Below are 16,493 nucleotides of genomic sequence, written 5' to 3' on the forward strand. Positions count from 1 at the left end.
CTGCAACAGATCCTGTTACGCCCGGAAGAGTATGACGTGATCGCGACCTTGAATTTGAACGGCGATTATATTTCTGATGCCCTCGCGGCACAGGTTGGAGGCATTGGTATCTCGCCAGGTGGTAATATCGGTTCAGGCGTTGCGGTGTTTGAGGCCACCCATGGAACGGCACCGGGCTTTGCCGGTCAAGACAAGGTCAATCCGGGTTCACTAATTCTGTCAGCAGACATGATGCTCAGACATCTGGGCTGGACCGAAGCCGCGGATCTGGTCTTGGCGGGTGTGAAGGGCGCGATCGGGGCGCTGGAAGTGACTTTTGACCTGGCTCGTGAGCCGGCCTCCAAGCGTACCAAGCGCGAAGCTGCCGACCGTAAAGCTGGTGCGCCCGAAACCAAATTGCGTGAAGGCGTTACACTGGTTGGAACCGATGGTTTTGCCGAGTCTGTCATTCGTCACATGAGTTGATGTATTTCCGACTTAAATGTCACAATATTTTCATATAAAGTTATACTAAAATAAATATTCAAAACATTAATACACGAATTAATCTGTCACTGCAGGAGTGAACCCTATGTCACAAGCGATTTCCGTTTGCATTGCTGATGATCACGATATCATCCGTCAGGCTTTGCAAATGGTGCTGGGAGAAACCGAAGACATTGTGGTTGTTAATGAAGCCACTACAGGCATTGAGGCATTGGAGTTTTGTCGGCAAGAAAATCCGGACGTGTTGATCCTGGACAATCATATGCCTGGCATGAATGGTTTGTCGGCGGCTGAGCGGATACTGCGTCAAAGCAGTACAAAAATCATATTCCTGACCAGTCAGGAGAAGGGCCCATTACCGCGCCTGGTCCTGGAAATGGGGGTGCTCGGATTTTTAAGTAAGACTTCCGCGGTTAGCGAAATTGCCAATGCTGTCCGCCAGGTGTATTCCGGTGAAAAATATTTGTCACAACCGATCGCAGAGCTCCTGGCCAAGCAATTCATCGGCGACATCAAAGATGAACGCTTTGATGATCTCTCACGTCGGGAACTGGAAGTCTTGCAATTAATGGCACGCGGCAAGCGCAATATCGAGATCGCGGAACTATTGCATGTCAGTCCCAAGACCATCAGTACCTATTGCACCCGCATGCGCGATAAAGTAGATGCCAGCAACAATGCCGAATTGATCAAATTGGCCATTGCCAATGAAGTGGTTACCCCAAATTAATCGCCAACTTTAAAGTCAGTTTTGTAATTTATCATGACAAGTAGTTTTGACTTGCAATGCACCGCCTGTCCGAGGCTGGCCGGGTTTTTGCTAGATCTGCGAGAGCAATATCCGGAATATCATAATCTACCCGTGGCACCATTCGGTGATCCGCATGCACGCTTTTTGATTGTCGGGCTGGCACCCGGTTTGCATGGTGCGAATGCAACCGGACGTCCGTTCACCGGTGATTATGCAGGGGAATTGTTATACGATACCTTGTACCGTTACGGTTTTAGTAACCAGGCAATGCAGATAGAGCGTGGCCAGACCCATGCGAATGATGACTTGCGTTTACGCAATTGTCGTATCAGTAATGCCGTGAAATGTTTGCCGCCACAAAACAAGGTTACTACTCAAGAAGTAAATACCTGTAATCACTTTTTACAGCATGAGATCAATGCCCTGCCGGAGAATTCAATTTTACTGGCGCTTGGCGGAGTGGCGCACAAAGCCATTCTCAAAGCCTGTGGTTTTAAACAGTCAGCTTTCAAGTTTGCCCATAATGCACGCCACGAATTGCGTGAGAATTTGATCATGTATGACAGTTATCATTGCAGTCGTTACAACACCAATACCAAACGCTTGACCCCGGCCATGTTCGATCAGGTATTTGCCGACATTAAGCAGGAACTCGATTAGCTGTATGAATGAATTTGACCCTTCGGCACAGATCAATAAAATGACCTCGCGTCCGGGTATTTACCGGATGCTGGATGCCAGATCGGAGATTATTTATATCGGTAAAGCCAAAAACCTGAAAAAGAGGGTAGCGAGTTATTTCAGTGGCAGCCCTAAAACCAAAAAAACCATGCGCATGCTGGCCTTGGTGAAGTGCATAGAAGTTACTGTAACCAATACCGAAACCGAGGCCTTGTTACTCGAATCGAATTTGATCAAAAAGTTCAAGCCAAGATATAACGTTTTGTTGAAAGATGACAAAAGTTTTCCCTATATTCATGTTTCTACCGATCAGAAATTTCCACGCATAACGTCATACCGCGGCAGCAAGAGTAAAAAAGGGGACTATTTTGGACCATTTCCCAGTACTGTAGCAGTCCGTGAAACCCTGTATCAATTGCAAAAACTGTTCCGCTTAAGAAAATGTAAAGACAGCGAGTTTGCCAATCGTTCCAGGCCCTGTTTGCAATACCAGATCAAACGCTGCAGTGCTCCCTGTGTGGGCAAGATAAGCGCGGAACACTATGCACAGGATATAGAGAATGCGATGCAGTTTTTACGTGGGAAAAATGCCCAGATCGTTAAAGCATTACAAAATAAAATGCAATCATCCTCCGACGCTCAGGATTATGAGCTTGCAGCGTTTTATCGTGATCAAATTGCTAACTTGAAAAAGATCCAGGCACAACAGTTAATGTCGGGATTTGCCAAAGATCTGGATTGTATCGCTGCGTATTCTAATAATGGAGTAACCGGCATTACCATATTGTTTATCCGCCAGGGACGTAATCTGGGCAGTCGCACTTATTTTCCCCGTTATGCGAAAGATACCGAACTTGAAGAAATTATTGATGCGTTTTTAACCCAGTATTACTTGCATCATTATCCGCCGCACGAAATTTTATTGAACACATCTTTGCAGGAAAAAGATTTGCTGGAAGAGGTATTAAGCGAACAGGCAAAACACACTGTACGCATCAAGGCGAATGTGCGTGGCAAGCGCAAACAATTAATGCACATGACAGCCATGAATGCAGAGCACGCCGTCACCCAACACTTGAACAAGCAAACCCAACTGGATTCTCGCTTTGCCGATCTGACAAATACATTGAATTTGAGTGAAACACCGGGCCTGATCTGTTGTTTTGATATCAGTCACACCATGGGGGAGGCGACTACGGCTTCCTGTGTGGTTTTTGATAACAAGGGCGCTAAAAAGAGTGCCTATCGGCGATTCAATATCCGTGCGGTCACAGAGGGTGATGATTATCTTGCTTTGCAAGAGGCGGTAACGCGCTATCTAAAGCGTATTTACCAGGATCAAAATGATGAAAGCAAGCCGTCCAAGCCGCGCTATCCGGATCTGATGTTGATCGATGGTGGCGTTGGTCAGGTGAACTCTGTACTAAAAGCGATTGATAATCTTGCTGACCTCGAGTTGCCGCCATTTCTGGTGGCCGGTGTGTCCAAAAGTCCTGAGCGCAAAGCTGGTGCGGAAAAAATAGTAATGCCACATTTACAAAAAGAGTTAATTCTCGGACCCGAATCCCTTGCTTTACAGCTTATACAACAAGTACGTGATGAAGCTCATCGCTTTGCCTTGTCTGGTCACCGTAAACGTCGCGGAAAGTCACGCACGCGCTCGGTACTGGAAGAGATTGAAGGGCTTGGGGTTAAGCGACGTAGCTTGTTATTAAGGCACTTTGGGGGCTTGCATGAAGTTACCGATGCCAGCATAGAGGATTTGTCCAAGGTGGAGGGAATTAGCAAGCTCATTGCCGAACGTATCTACAAACATTTGCATGAAAAATGAACGTGCGGCTAATAGTATTTTTTGCTGATGACATAGACGGTATAATTCAAACATGAAAGCCAAAATCCCCAATCTCCTGACTTGGATGCGCATTGTATTGATCCCGGTATTCATATTGATATTTTTATCCGGTTGGAGCTATTCACGACCCATTGCAGCCGTTATATTTGCTATTGCAGGCATTAGTGATTGGCTAGATGGGTATCTTGCCAGACGCTGGAATCAGGAGTCCTTGTTTGGTGCGTTTCTGGACCCGGTTGCGGATAAATTACTGGTATCAACGGCCTTGATCCTGATTGTCAGCGATGCGCCACCGGGATTATCACTATGGATCATTCTTGCCGCAATAATCATAGTGGGTCGCGAGATAGCAGTGTCTGCTTTACGTGAATGGATGGCAAATAGTGGTATGAGTAGCGCGGTAAAAGTTAAATTTATTGGTAAGGTCAAAACCACTTTCCAGATCGGTGCACTCATTGCCATGCTTTATCAGCAACCCTTGTTTGGACTGCCGACCTATGCAATCGGTTTTGCCTCTTTGGTCTTGGCCGCCGTATTGACCATGGTTTCTATGAGTATGTATTTACAAACGGCATTTGCTGCCATTAAAAACAAACCGGCCACGTAGGGCCGGTTTGTTATTTCCTTGCAGCAAGTATGGTTTATAAAATACTGCCGGTTGTGCCGCGTCGGTTACGCATGCGTTGAAACATTGACACCCGATTATGCTCTTCCCATTCCTCACGGTTCGGGTGACTATCAGGATGCACTTTTTTCTCAAGTTCAACATAGTGCTGAAATTCACAATAATGTTTGAACTCTTTGGATAATTCCGAGACCACCATTTCAATCATGATGGCATCGTCCAGGTAACCGATGCCTGGAATGTCATCCGGTATCAGGTCATAGCTGTCAACAAAATACGCCAAAGCATTCAAAACCTGGATTTTTTCTTCATCCGGTAGACTCCAGTCTTTGTCTTCCAGCATTTCAATCAAAGTGTGTAAATACTTAAAACGTGTTGCGACAAATTCAGGAAACTTTTCGCGGTTTTCAATTTCATCCAGCAATTGCGTTGCTTTTCCTAAAATTATACTTTCTGTTTCCAATGCCGCTGTGTTTCTGGCCTTGTCCAGAGTGTCATGAAAATATTTAAGATCGTGATCACTTAATTCAATTTGTATTGACATACCCATACATCAAACTCCCGAGATTATTATCTCCGTTGTGCCTATGAAACAGCAAAATTTATAGTTTGAATATGAGCATTCTACCGCGTTTTGAAACAGAATTTGGTGATTCGGGTGTATGACTTGTCCTACGTAAAACTACGTAGTATCACGGTTAAATTTGTGGCAATGCAATATTACTCAAATCTGCCTGTGATTTAACTAAAAGCTTGCAGTCCGGTTTGACCACGACCAAGAATTAATGCATGCACATCATGCGTACCTTCATAGGTGTTCACGGTTTCGAGATTCATGCTATGACGGATCACATGATACTCATCCATTATGCCATTTCCACCATGCATGTCGCGTGCAGTACGCGCGATATCCAAAGCCTTTCCGCAGCTATTGCGCTTGATGAGTGAAATGGCGGTTGGGTGTAATTTGCCTGCATCTTTCATGCGTCCGGCTTGTAGTACGGTGTGCAGTGCGAGGGTGATCTCGGTTTGCATATCGGCCAGTTTTTTCTGGATCAACTGGGTTGCGGCGAGAGGTTTACCAAATTGTATGCGTTCCATGGTGTAGTTGCGTGCTGCGTGCCAACAAAACTCTGCCGCACCTAAGGCGCCCCAGGCAATACCGTAACGGGCATTGTTTAAACAACCAAACGGACCTTTGAGGCCTTGTACTTTTGGTAATAACTGTTCCTCAGGAACAAATACATTGTCCATTACAATTTCGCCGGTTATAGACGCACGTAAAGAGAATTTTCCTTCAATTTTTGGAGCCGTCAGACCTTGCATGCTTTTTTCGAGAATAAATCCGCGAATAGCCTCATCATCACATTTGGCCCAGACCACAAATACATCGGCAATTGGGGAATTGGTTATCCACATTTTAGCGCCATTCAGGCGGTAACCGCCGTCAACGCTTTTTGCCCGGGTTTTCATTGAAGCAGGGTCAGAGCCGGCATCCGGTTCAGTGAGTCCAAAACAGCCAACCCATTCGCCGCTGGCAAGTTTGGGCAAATATTTTTCTTTTTGAGTGTCCGTGCCATAGGCATAGATCGGGTACATAACAAGAGAAGATTGCACACTCATGGCAGAACGATAGCCAGAATCCACGCGTTCTACTTCACGCGCTATCAGCCCGTAACTGACATAATTCAGCCCCGCACAGCCATATCCTTCAATGGTAGTCCCTAACAATCCGAGCTCACCCATTTCCGACATGATCGCGCGATCAAAATGTTCATTACGGTTGGCATCCAGGACACGTGGCATCAATTTTTCTTGACAATAGTTACGCGCGCTTTCCATAACGATGCGCTCGTCTTCGCTCAATTGTTCATCAAAATTTAACGGGTCTTGCCAGTGATATGGAGGTAATGAAGACATAGGCTTGCATGGTGTGAATTAAAGAACGCGTATTATAGCCAAATGCAGGATGCCTGTGGCATTCACGCTTTGGTAAAAATTATGCTTGTATTGGTGCGCAAGAGATCGATATCAGCAATCAGGCATTCTTTAACTTTAAACGGTGTTTATGGAGCAGGGGCTCTGTATAACCATTCGGTTGTGCAACGCCCTCAAACACCAGGTCGCAGGCCGCCTTGAACGCGTGTCCGTCAAAGTCAGGTGACATATTTTTATACAATGGGTCTCCGGCGTTTTGTTTGTCCACCACGGCTGCCATGCGTTGCATGGTTTGTAATATCTGTTGCTTGCTGACAATGTCATGCAGTAACCAGTTTGCCATGTGCTGACTGGAGATGCGCAAGGTGGCACGGTCTTCCATCAGGCCAACATCTTTTATATTTGGAACTTTTGAGCAACCTACGCCCTGATCAACCCAGCGCACTACGTATCCAAGAATTCCCTGGGCGTTATTATCCAGTTCAGCTTGAATTTCATCTGCGCTTAGGCTGCTTGGATCTTGCAGCAAAGGAATGGTCAAAATGTCATCCAGCTTGGCATGCTCGCGCAGTTTTAACTGCTCTTGCTGTGCAAATACATTAACAGCATGGTAGTGCAGACTGTGCAAGGTCGCGCCATTGGGTGATGGCACCCAAGCCGTGTTTGCGCCTGACTTCGGGTGTGCAATTTTCTGTTTTAACATGGCGGCCATTTCATCCGGCATGGCCCACATGCCTTTGCCGATCTGTGCCTTGCCGGGCAGGCCGCATTTCAGTCCAACATCGACATTCCAGTCTTCATAGGCTTTTATCCATTCTTCATTCTTCATGGCGGTTTTGGGCACAAACGGCCCAGCATGCATGCTGGTGTGTATCTCGTCGCCAGTACGATCCAGAAAGCCGGTATTGATAAAGGCCAGACGATCTTTGGCGATGCGGATGCACTCTTTGAGATTGACCGTGGTGCGACGTTCTTCATCCATGATGCCGACTTTTATGGTATTGGGTTTCAGGTTTAGTATTTGTTCAATACGGGAAAACAGGTCGCAAGTAAACCGGACCTCATCGGGTCCATGCATTTTTGGTTTCACGATATAAATTGAACCGCGCCGGGAATTGTGCAAAACATCTTTGTCAGACGACAAGGAATTGAGATCATGTAAGGCTGCCGTTGTCGTGATCATGGCATCCAGAATGCCTTCCGGAATTTCTTGATCATCGCCAAATAAAATCGCATTATTTGTCATTAAATGACCCACATTCCGCACAAACAATAAACTGCGGCCAGGTAAACTTAATGAAAAACTGTCTTTGGCGGTGTAGGTACGGTCAGGATTCATTTGGCGGGTAATGGTTTTGCCATTTTTGTCAAAACTTGACTCCAGGTTGCCACGCATCAGGCCTAACCAGTTACTGTAGACCTCGACTTTGTCTTCGGCGTCTACAGCTGCCACCGAATCTTCGCAGTCCATGATGGTAGTTACGGCCGCTTCGACCAAGACATCTTTAATTCCGGCCGGGTCTTCACTTCCGATTGGATGGTTCTTGTCTATCTGTATCTCCACATGCAAAGCGTTATTCTTTAATAAAATTGCCTCTGGCTGAATACGATCTCCTCGATAGGCAATAAATCTTTCCGGGTGTCGCAAACTGGTGGTTTTGCCATTGCTCATGTAGATCTCGAGCTCGAAATCCTTGGTTGGATTGACATCTTGTACCGTATAGCGACTGACTTGTGCATGTGATCCTTCAAGCAATGGTGCAACCACATCGAGGTGGCGACGGGCAAAGGCAATCACTTTATCACCGCGTACTTTGTTGTAACTACCTGCGCGTTCCGCGCCGTTAGTTTCAGGGATCACATCAGTGCCATATAAGGCATCGTATAAACTGCCCCAGCGAGCATTCGCGGCGTTTAGGGCAAAACGGGCATTTTTCACCGGTACCACGAGTTGTGGTCCAGCTTGCGTAGCAATTTCAGAATCAATATTTTGTGTATTGATCATAAAATCCTCGCCCTCCGGCAGCAAGTACCCAATCTCTTGTAAATACGCTTTGTACGCTACCGGATCGTGTGCCTGAGCCGCGCGTTGTTGATGCCAGGCATCTATCTTTTGTTGTAACTCATCACGCTTTACCAGCAAGGAAGCATTTTTAGGCGCAAATTCAATGATCAATTGTTCAAATTCATCCCAAAAACGTCCCGGACTGATGTCCAGGCCCGGCAAGATTTCTGCATGAATGAGTTTTTTAAGCGAATTGGCAACTTGCAAGCCGCCGATATTGGTTCGAGAGATCATGATCAGGCCTTTGTTCAGATATCGCGGTGGAAGAATCGTGTTTGGGACGATATTATAATCGAATACTCAACGATTTGTGCGCCGCACAAGTTGCACATGTAACGGTATTAATGACAATTATGCAGCGAAGTATTCAACAGATTCGAATTCCGGTAGAGGCTACCGATGGCGCGGGGGTTAAGCTCAAACGTTTTTTTCCGGTTCCGGGGTTTCAAGCCGTTGATCCATTTTTATTGTTTGATCATTTTGGTTCGAATGATCCAGACGATTATGTGGCGGGTTTTCCCCTACACCCACATCGTGGTATAGAAACCATTACTTACATGCTAAAAGGCAAAATGCGTCATAAGGACTCTACGGGGCGTAGTGGCGTGATTAAAGCAGGTGATGTGCAATGGATGAGTGCCGGACGCGGAATAATGCACGAAGAAATGCCTGAATTGGAAGCAGGGGAGTTATCTGGTTTCCAGTTGTGGGTCAATTTATCAGCAACAGAGAAAATGAACCCACCGGATTATCAGGAGTACCGCGCAGATCAAATTCCCGAGTTCGAGATCGATGGGAACAAGTTTCGCCTGGTGTGCGGTGACTTATTCGGTCATACCGGACCGGTCAGCAAGATCAGTCGCAAGCCCATGCTGGTTGAAATTGAGATCAACTCTACGCTGACAATACCCCTGAGTGATAATTTAAGTGTTTTGCTGTATGTGTTTGAAGGTCAGCTGCAGGTCGTTAAGCAAAGCTCGCATGAAGTCCTAAAAGCACCGCAAATGGCGGTGCTGTCGCACGGGACTCAACTGGATCTGACTACAGATGATTCTGCTCGAATTTTACTGGCGGCTGGTGAAGCGCTTAATGAACCTATGGTACGTTGGGGGCCATTTGTAATGAATACGCGGGAAGAGATTGAGCAAACATTACAAGAGCTAAAAAGTGGCACTTTCCCGCCTGTTTGAGAACACGCTTTAGTCTTTTGGCTCTTCATCGTCAGATGGTTTGGAAAAAAACGCACTGAGCATTAGCAAAAAACCCAGTCCGGTAATGATCCCGGTGCCGATCAATTCCTGATCCTGATATTTAACCGCGGCAGAATACCCTGAAACACTGTCATTCAAAACATGCCAATACATCATGCTGCCGGCAAGGAGCAAGCTGGCCCCCAGGAAAAATCTTAATATGCGCCATACAACTTTCATAAATAGACTAGGGTGTAACTTAACCGTCAGAGTTGTAGTTATCAACTTTAAAACATTTTGTTAGATCATTGTCATTTTTGATTTCAGCCATCATTTGCATGTTGAATATTTTTGCATATAAACGGCTTGCACGTGGATCGGTATTTTGCAATTTGAGACGTGACACATGGTTTTCAGGAATGCCGGCATCTACCCAGTCTCCGTAACAACGTAACTCGACTTTGGGATGCATACAGGAGTGAAATTTCTCCAATGTAATATTGTGTTCGGATAATTCTGGAACGTCGGTTATGAACATGCCGCAACTGGTTACAATCCTGTACTGCTTATTATTCAGATATTCCTGCACATTGGCATTGGCTAGATCGATAATTACACCGGTATTTCGGGCCTCTTTCTGGATCCCGTGCGCTTCGAAGGTTTTGGCTACAATGCCGAAAATTATGATCCCGAGTATGATGATTCCAGAAATCAGTAAGTTTTTTATGGTGTGGTCCACTAGGGGTAACCCTCGTATTGTGGCAAGTCGTCAATAATTTCATCCCAAGTTGCTCTGGATTCGACAAAAATGTGACGAACAAGTTCTATGCTAGAGTCATCAGCCATTAAGCCGGCAGGCACCCAGAAATATTTGTCTTTATACCGGTTGGGAACTGTACAGACGCAGCTTGAACAAAAATAATTACTAAAACCCTGACCATTTTTTTGAAATCGTTTAATGCCATCCGTTTTGCCGGTCCAGACAAAGCTATCAGCATCCAGGGTAAACGCGGTATTAAATTTCGAACCGGTGACTTTTCGACAAATCGAACAATGGCAATGATAGGCCTCAATTTTATTCAGTTTTATTTCGAAACTGACTTCACCGCAAAAACATGAACCTTGCATGAGCGCTTCCTCAAAGTAATATCAAATTCCTAAAATTTATATTTCAGCTCAAGAGTAACATGCCCAAGATGCCAAAGATGCCCCATACCCAAACCGGCAAAAACAGGATATGCCCACCGCTATAAGAGAGTAATGCTCCAAAGTGGGTCGGCAATTTAGTGATTAGACCTTTAGTTTGAGCTTGCTCTTTTTCAGGATAAGTAGCTTGAACAATTTGTTTTCGATTTGAAATTTCTTTTTTAACCAAACTGAAACGGTAAATCAGATCCAGTAGAAACAAACAGGCAAATAGGATGCTGAATTCCTGTGACGTTTCCAGACGTTCTGGAAGTTGCATTAAGCCAATCAATACCAGAAGAGCCGTTATTAACATTCCCGCGCCAGCAAGATTGAAAAATATCATTGGCGGCCTTCGGCATGCTGTGGCAAATGACCTTCAATATCAAACCAGTTTGCTTTATAGCCGGTAAAAATATGAGCGTCGGGTCGTTCGTTAATCGGTGAATCAAGTGTGCCCAAGGTAAACTCGATCAAACCGTCGTTATCATATGATGGTTGAAACGTCATGCTCGACCCACAGGTTTTACAAAAACGTCGTATTGAGTTATTCGTACCTACATATTCTGCAAGATCTTCTTCTCCCTGAGTCCATCTGAAATTCTCGGGCTTAGCTTCACCAAAGGAGGCAAACGCGGCACCGTGGAATTTACGACACATATTGCAGTGGCAATGCGCCATACGCGGCTCAATGGCATCGACTTCATATTGTATGTTTCCACATAAGCAGCTGCCTGAGTAGGAATTTAAGGTTTTCATAGTGAATTTTCTATTGGCATCGAAATTTCTATTGTAAGCTATAATAATTTTAACTTGATGTTAATCTAACAATAAATAGGGACATTCCATATGGCACTTAAAAAATTGATAATAACCATATTATTACTTGCAACAAGCAATGTATACGCTGGTAGTACTGACTGGCTAGAATTCGAAATTTACAATGGACTCATGCTAATCGATGTTGAAATTGCAGGTATTCCGACAAAAGCCATGCTAGACACTGGAGCGAGTATTGTTGGTATTGATATTGATTTCCTTGAAAAGAATAAAATTAACTATAAAAAGGGCAGGAAAATTATATTGCAGGGTATTTTTGGTGAAAAGCGTACCAAGCTCATCAAGGAAATAGATGTGTCATTATATGACGTAAATTTTCCATTAAAAAATGTAGTGCCAATCAATTCAGGAGATGCTTATCAAATGATAATTGGCTTGCCGTTTTTTAAAGATATGATTTTTCAAATAGATTATCCAAATAGCAGATTCAAAATGATCACTCGGGACAGTGTTGATATGAAACAAGTTGCAAATGTAGAAATGCAACATGGTAATAACAAAAGATCACTTGTTATCACGGCAAACTTGGAAGATGGTGAAAATCTTGACCTTTTGTTTGACACTGGGTCATCCAGTGGCCTCTACTTGGAAAGAAAATTCGCAGCGCGCCGTGGCTGGATAGAAAAATATTCGAAGGCAAGTGGTGAAACTTCCGGGATAGTTGAAACCATAGAGAATGAAATACTGGTTTTACCTAAATTGAAGTTAGGGCCATATACGCTTGAGAATGTAATTGTCACAGTGCCTGCTCAAGATCGACCCACAAATATATCTTCACAAGCAAGTCGGGCCGAATTGGGAACTCGATTATCAAAAGGCGTAAGTACAATTGGTATATTAGGCTATGATGTATTGAAACACTTTGTTATCACACTTGACGCTAGAACTGCAAGAATGCATGTATATGCTGCAGAATAAGCTGTTCATATTTGAAAAATGCGCATTTCATAGTCAATAAATCTAAATCGACAAAACAGATGCTTTAACTGCTTGACTTAATGGGCTTTGCGACTACAATGTGCGGCTCATTTGCGGGAATAGCTCAGCTGGTAGAGCACAACCTTGCCAAGGTTGGGGTCGCGAGTTCGAATCTCGTTTCCCGCTCCAGATTCTGGCCCCGGTCTTATTCAGGTAAGTCCGGGGTTTTTATTGTCTGATATGATTAATGAACAAACAATAAGTTTTTAATTAAGAATTTCTTATAACTTATTGATAAATAATAAGTTATACAAAAGTACATGGCTGAGTGGCAGAGTGGTTATGCAGCGGATTGCAAATCCGTCAACGCCGGTTCGATTCCGACCTCAGCCTCCATTTTCGATTTGGGTCGAAAAAGGTGTTAATAGAAAAGACCACCTCATATTGCCCGGGTGGCGAAATTGGTAGATGACGTACAGGATGTACTAATGCCGTGAGAGACAGGGAGTCGGAAACGGCGGACGTACAGGATGTTCTAATGCCGTGAGAGACAGGGAGTCGGAAACGGCCGCAAGGGACTTGCGATAGAAGAATTTGAGATCAGATCAGATATACAAAGACCACCTCATATTGCCCGGGTGGCGAAATTGGTAGACGCAAGGGACTTAAAATCCCTCGGTGGCAACACCGTGCCGGTTCGAGTCCGGCCCCGGGCACCATTGAAGACCAGGTTAAAAAAATTTCACAACATCACTGCACATGACTCAACCCAATAGTTACATATTTACCATGCATTGCCCGGATCGACTGGGCGTGGTGGCTGTGGTTTCCGACGTGTTCTACAAACACAGTGCATTCATCACAGAAGTTTCCAATTACAGTGATCCTGTTTCGCAACGGTTTTTTCTGCGCTTTGTGTTTGATGACAGAGACTTGGCGTGTGAGATCAGTGAGTTCGAACAACACATCAAAAGTCTGGCTCATAGCTGGTTGATAGAATATCGTTTACGTCGAGTATCCAGTCCGATGCGTGTGTTGATCGCGGTGAGTAAATTTGACCATTGTCTAAATGCTTTACTGAATAAATGGCGCTCCGGAGTGTTGCCGATTGACGTGGTTGGAGTAGTCTCGAACCACGAAACATGCCGCGACTTGGCCGAGTGGTACAAAGTACCGTATCACCATCTACCCGTTAGCCCGGAAACAAAGCTTGAGCAAGAACAACAAATACTCGAGATCATGCAAACCGAGAAAGTGGATCTACTGGTATTGGCGCGCTATATGCAAATTCTGTCGGACGACATGTGTGGGCAGCTTCAGAACCATGCAATCAATATTCACCATTCATTTTTACCCAGTTTCAAAGGTGCACGGCCTTATGATCGTGCCTATGCGCGTGGCGTTAAAGTGATCGGGGCAACCGCGCATTATGTGACAAAAGATCTGGACGAAGGTCCTATAATCGTTCAGGAGGTCAAGCCGATAGATCATGAGGTCAGTATTGATCAAATGATCCACATGGGGCACGACATTGAATCGTCAGCCCTGTGTGAGGCAGTGCGCTTACACACAACCCAGCGTGTGGTACAAAACGGTCAGCGCACAGTAGTGCTTTAAATTCTGAATTTCAATTCATAAATTCAAATAAGATCCAAGGCCTTGTTCAATATCTCGCTTGGGCGCATTGCCGCTTCTGCTTTGTCGGGATCGGCAAAATAATATCCGCCAATATCCATTGCTTTGCCTTGCGCAACATCAAGCTCGGCATTAATTCGCGTCTTATTAGTCAATAGATAGTCGGCGACTGGCTTAAAGGCTTTGGCTAATTCCGGATTATCCGTTTGTTCGGTCATGGCCTGGGCCCAATACAGCGCCAGATAAAAATGACTACCGCGATTATCAATCTCATGCACTTTACGTGAAGGTGATTTGTCTTTTTGAAGATGTTTAGCCGTTGCCTTGTCGAGTGCAGCGGATAATATTTTTGCGTTGTTATTGTCGAAAGTCTCACCCAAATGTTCCAAAGATGCGGCCAGTGCCAGGAATTCTCCCAATGAATTCCAGCGCAGGTGTCCTTCTTGCATGAACTGTTGTACGTGTTTTGGTGCTGATCCGCCGGCTCCGGTTTCAAATAATCCGCCACCGTTCATCAAAGGCACAATGGACAACATTTTTGCACTGGTGCCAAGCTCCAGTATAGGGAACAGGTCAGTCAGGTAATCCCTGAGTACATTACCAGTGACTGATATGGTATCCAGGCCTTGACGAATGCGTGTGACAGAATGCTTGGTGGCTTCAACCGGTGACATGATCTGAATATCCAAACCAGTAGTATCGTGCTCAGGTAAATACTTATTCACTTTTTTGATCAGTTCGGCATCGTGCGCGCGATCTTTATCCAGCCAGAAAACCGCTGGCGTTTTACTGGCTCTGGCGCGCGATACAGCCAGCTTGACCCAATTCTGGATAGGCAGATCCTTGGTCTGACACATGCGCCACAGATCGCCGGTGTCGACTTGATGTTCGATGAGTACATTGCCGTCACTATCCACGACTTTCACACTGCCGGCTGCGGACATTTCAAAGGTTTTATCGTGTGAGCCATACTCTTCCGCTTTTTGTGCCATTAATCCGACATTGGGCACACTACCCATGGTGCTGGGATCGTAAGCGCCATGCGCTTTGCAATCTTCAATAACGGCTTGATAAACGCCGGCATAACTGCTGTCGGGTATTACGGCTTTGGTGTCTTGCAATTCACCATCTTTGTTCCACATTTTTCCCGAAGAACGGATCATGGCTGGCATTGAAGCATCAATAATGACATCACTGGTAATGTGCAAGTTGGTAATGCCTTTGTCGGAGTCAACCATGGCAAGGTCCGGACCAATACGCATTGCTTCGGCAATTTCCTGGCGGATCGCAAAACGTGTATCGGTATCAAATTGATCAAGTTTGCTGTAAAGGCTGTCGAGACCATTATCACCGGTAATTTCGTATTCATTGATCAGGTCAATATGATTCTCGCGAACATTGCGAAAATAGGTTCGTACACAGTGTCCAAAAATGATCGGGTCTGAAACCTTCATCATGGTGGCTTTCATGTGCAAGGAAAACAACACGTCTTTTTGTTTGGCATCAAAAAACTGTTCTTTATAAAAACTGATCAAGGCTTTCTGGCTCATGGTGCTGGCATCAATGACTTCATTTGCCAATAAAGGGACGCTTTCCTTAAGAACAGTGACCTCGCCATTTTCTGCATGGTGTTGAATACTGACGGTTGTTGCTTTCTCGACCGTGACAGATTTTTCAGAATGGAAAAAATCTCCCGTGCTCATTGAGGCAACATGTGTTTTAGAATCAGGTGACCAGGCTCCCATGGAGTGCGGATTGGTTTTGGCGTATTGCTTTACCGCAGCAGGTGCACGACGGTCAGAATTTCCTTCGCGTAATACCGGGTTAACGGCACTGCCTTTAACCTTGTCATACCGAGCCTTGATCTCGGCTTCTTTTTCATTGTCTGCAACGATTGGGTAATCCGGTAAGGCATAGCCTTTATCTTGCAGTTCTTTGATGGTGGCACTGAGTTGAGGGATCGAAGCACTGATATTGGGTAGTTTAATGATATTTGCATCGGGGTTTTTAACCAGAGCGCCCAGTTCTGCCAAGTCATCATTAATTCGCTGTTCTTCAGTCAGCAATTCAGGAAACACAGCCAGAACCCGACCGGCCAATGAAATGTCACGGGTTTCCACTTCAACACCAGCCGCTTTGGTAAAAGCCTGGATAATCGGTAAAAAAGAATAAGTAGCTAAAGCCGGAGCTTCATCAGTAAAGGTGTAGATTATTTTTTCAGACATGGATCACCGCGCGTGTAATGTTATTCAAACAATTGTTTGCATTATTCAAACAAATTTAAGACAGGGGCGGCATTGTAGCGAAAGTAGCTATCAAAAGTGAAA

17 protein-coding genes and 3 tRNA genes are annotated in these 16,493 nt (G+C 45.0%); 11 read left to right on the top strand and 9 right to left on the bottom strand.

The annotated features are described in order from the left end of the window. From HKN88_08375 to pgsA, 5 genes are all read left to right on the top strand, one after another. Window positions 1-465 (top strand): hypothetical protein (locus HKN88_08375; GenBank protein NNC98076.1); only part of this gene is annotated, 465 nt, incomplete at its 5' end. Between the two features lie 106 nt (window positions 466-571). Then, window positions 572-1,216 carry a response regulator transcription factor gene (locus HKN88_08380; GenBank protein ID NNC98077.1) on the top strand — a complete coding sequence of 215 codons (645 nt, stop codon included), beginning with the start codon at window positions 572-574 and terminating at the stop codon, window positions 1,214-1,216. 33 nt (window positions 1,217-1,249) lie between these two features. Further along, window positions 1,250-1,897 (top strand): uracil-DNA glycosylase, encoded by a 648-nt coding sequence (locus tag HKN88_08385; protein ID NNC98078.1) that lies wholly within the window; start codon window positions 1,250-1,252, stop codon window positions 1,895-1,897. A gap of 4 nt (window positions 1,898-1,901) precedes the next feature. Then, window positions 1,902-3,749, top strand: a complete 1,848-nt coding sequence (uvrC, locus tag HKN88_08390; GenBank protein NNC98079.1) for an excinuclease ABC subunit UvrC — start codon at window positions 1,902-1,904, stop codon at window positions 3,747-3,749. A 52-nt stretch (window positions 3,750-3,801) separates the two neighbouring features. Further along, window positions 3,802-4,377, top strand: coding sequence for a CDP-diacylglycerol--glycerol-3-phosphate 3-phosphatidyltransferase (gene pgsA, locus HKN88_08395; GenBank protein ID NNC98080.1), 576 nt, complete (start codon window positions 3,802-3,804; stop codon window positions 4,375-4,377). 34 nt (window positions 4,378-4,411) lie between these two features. Here the strand turns inward: pgsA and HKN88_08400 are convergent, their stop codons facing one another. The 3 genes from HKN88_08400 to HKN88_08410 form a co-directional block, all read right to left on the bottom strand. Further along, entirely contained in the window at window positions 4,412-4,939 is a 528-nt protein-coding gene (locus HKN88_08400) for a DUF1232 domain-containing protein (protein NNC98081.1), read from the bottom strand. A 197-nt stretch (window positions 4,940-5,136) separates the two neighbouring features. After that, entirely contained in the window at window positions 5,137-6,315 is a 1,179-nt protein-coding gene (locus HKN88_08405; GenBank protein ID NNC98082.1) for an acyl-CoA dehydrogenase, read from the bottom strand. 118 nt (window positions 6,316-6,433) lie between these two features. Continuing rightward, window positions 6,434-8,632: a malate synthase G gene (locus HKN88_08410; protein NNC98083.1), complete on the bottom strand. Its 2,199-nt coding sequence runs from the start codon at window positions 8,630-8,632 to the stop codon at window positions 6,434-6,436. A gap of 110 nt (window positions 8,633-8,742) precedes the next feature. Between HKN88_08410 and HKN88_08415 the strand changes: the two genes are divergently transcribed. Further along, window positions 8,743-9,588 (top strand): pirin family protein, encoded by an 846-nt coding sequence (locus HKN88_08415; GenBank protein NNC98084.1) that lies wholly within the window; start codon window positions 8,743-8,745, stop codon window positions 9,586-9,588. A gap of 9 nt (window positions 9,589-9,597) precedes the next feature. Here the strand turns inward: HKN88_08415 and HKN88_08420 are convergent, their stop codons facing one another. Genes HKN88_08420 through HKN88_08440 form a run of 5 tightly spaced genes read right to left on the bottom strand, consistent with a single transcriptional unit; the run spans window position 9,598 to window position 11,532 of the window. After that, window positions 9,598-9,828, bottom strand: coding sequence for a hypothetical protein (locus HKN88_08420; protein ID NNC98085.1), 231 nt, complete (start codon window positions 9,826-9,828; stop codon window positions 9,598-9,600). 19 nt (window positions 9,829-9,847) lie between these two features. Further along, window positions 9,848-10,327 carry a hypothetical protein gene (locus HKN88_08425; GenBank protein NNC98086.1) on the bottom strand — a complete coding sequence of 160 codons (480 nt, stop codon included), beginning with the start codon at window positions 10,325-10,327 and terminating at the stop codon, window positions 9,848-9,850. Continuing rightward, complete coding sequence (locus tag HKN88_08430; GenBank protein ID NNC98087.1) at window positions 10,327-10,716, bottom strand: GFA family protein; 390 nt, start codon at window positions 10,714-10,716, stop codon at window positions 10,327-10,329. The genes HKN88_08425 and HKN88_08430 overlap by 1 nt, the downstream gene beginning before the upstream one ends. 43 nt (window positions 10,717-10,759) lie before the next feature. After that, window positions 10,760-11,119, bottom strand: coding sequence for a hypothetical protein (locus HKN88_08435; protein ID NNC98088.1), 360 nt, complete (start codon window positions 11,117-11,119; stop codon window positions 10,760-10,762). Then, a complete protein-coding gene (locus HKN88_08440) occupies window positions 11,116-11,532 on the bottom strand; it encodes a GFA family protein (GenBank protein ID NNC98089.1) in 417 nt (138 codons plus the stop codon). Before HKN88_08440 ends, HKN88_08435 begins: the two co-directional genes overlap by 4 nt. 90 nt (window positions 11,533-11,622) lie before the next feature. Here HKN88_08440 and HKN88_08445 point away from each other — a divergent pair, with 90 nt between their 5' ends. From HKN88_08445 to purU, 5 genes are all read left to right on the top strand, one after another. Continuing rightward, complete coding sequence (locus HKN88_08445; GenBank protein NNC98090.1) at window positions 11,623-12,531, top strand: hypothetical protein; 909 nt, start codon at window positions 11,623-11,625, stop codon at window positions 12,529-12,531. Window positions 12,532-12,644: 113 nt separating this feature from the next. Then, window positions 12,645-12,720 (top strand) — tRNA-Gly (locus tag HKN88_08450). A gap of 133 nt (window positions 12,721-12,853) precedes the next feature. Continuing rightward, a tRNA-Cys gene (locus HKN88_08455) sits at window positions 12,854-12,927 on the top strand. Between the two features lie 236 nt (window positions 12,928-13,163). Continuing rightward, window positions 13,164-13,250, top strand: a tRNA-Leu gene (locus tag HKN88_08460). Between the two features lie 40 nt (window positions 13,251-13,290). Next, complete coding sequence (gene purU, locus HKN88_08465) at window positions 13,291-14,148, top strand: formyltetrahydrofolate deformylase (GenBank protein NNC98091.1); 858 nt, start codon at window positions 13,291-13,293, stop codon at window positions 14,146-14,148. Window positions 14,149-14,171: 23 nt separating this feature from the next. On the opposite strand, the gene HKN88_08470 is transcribed toward purU, so the two are convergent. Continuing rightward, window positions 14,172-16,391 carry an NADP-dependent isocitrate dehydrogenase gene (locus HKN88_08470; GenBank protein NNC98092.1) on the bottom strand — a complete coding sequence of 740 codons (2,220 nt, stop codon included), beginning with the start codon at window positions 16,389-16,391 and terminating at the stop codon, window positions 14,172-14,174. Window positions 16,392-16,493: the final 102 nt, after the last annotated feature.

The organism is Gammaproteobacteria bacterium (assembly GCA_013001575.1).
In the GTDB taxonomy this organism is placed as follows: domain Bacteria; phylum Pseudomonadota; class Gammaproteobacteria; order Steroidobacterales; family JABDMI01; genus JABDMI01.

Excerpts from the sequence above, each read along its gene's own strand:
- HKN88_08380 (NNC98077.1), top strand. The coding sequence starts at position 572 with ATGTCACAAGCGATTTCCGTTTGCATTGCTGATGATCACGATATCATC.
- HKN88_08385 (NNC98078.1), top strand. The coding sequence starts at position 1,250 with ATGACAAGTAGTTTTGACTTGCAATGCACCGCCTGTCCGAGGCTGGCC.
- uvrC (NNC98079.1), top strand. The coding sequence starts at position 1,902 with ATGAATGAATTTGACCCTTCGGCACAGATCAATAAAATGACCTCGCGT.
- pgsA (NNC98080.1), top strand. The coding sequence starts at position 3,802 with ATGAAAGCCAAAATCCCCAATCTCCTGACTTGGATGCGCATTGTATTG.
- HKN88_08400 (NNC98081.1), bottom strand. The coding sequence starts at position 4,939 with ATGTCAATACAAATTGAATTAAGTGATCACGATCTTAAATATTTTCAT.
- HKN88_08405 (NNC98082.1), bottom strand. The coding sequence starts at position 6,315 with ATGTCTTCATTACCTCCATATCACTGGCAAGACCCGTTAAATTTTGAT.
- HKN88_08410 (NNC98083.1), bottom strand. The coding sequence starts at position 8,632 with ATGATCTCTCGAACCAATATCGGCGGCTTGCAAGTTGCCAATTCGCTT.
- HKN88_08415 (NNC98084.1), top strand. The coding sequence starts at position 8,743 with ATGACAATTATGCAGCGAAGTATTCAACAGATTCGAATTCCGGTAGAG.
- HKN88_08420 (NNC98085.1), bottom strand. The coding sequence starts at position 9,828 with ATGAAAGTTGTATGGCGCATATTAAGATTTTTCCTGGGGGCCAGCTTG.
- HKN88_08430 (NNC98087.1), bottom strand. The coding sequence starts at position 10,716 with ATGCAAGGTTCATGTTTTTGCGGTGAAGTCAGTTTCGAAATAAAACTG.
- HKN88_08435 (NNC98088.1), bottom strand. The coding sequence starts at position 11,119 with ATGATATTTTTCAATCTTGCTGGCGCGGGAATGTTAATAACGGCTCTT.
- HKN88_08440 (NNC98089.1), bottom strand. The coding sequence starts at position 11,532 with ATGAAAACCTTAAATTCCTACTCAGGCAGCTGCTTATGTGGAAACATA.
- HKN88_08445 (NNC98090.1), top strand. The coding sequence starts at position 11,623 with ATGGCACTTAAAAAATTGATAATAACCATATTATTACTTGCAACAAGC.
- purU (NNC98091.1), top strand. The coding sequence starts at position 13,291 with ATGACTCAACCCAATAGTTACATATTTACCATGCATTGCCCGGATCGA.
- HKN88_08470 (NNC98092.1), bottom strand. The coding sequence starts at position 16,391 with ATGTCTGAAAAAATAATCTACACCTTTACTGATGAAGCTCCGGCTTTA.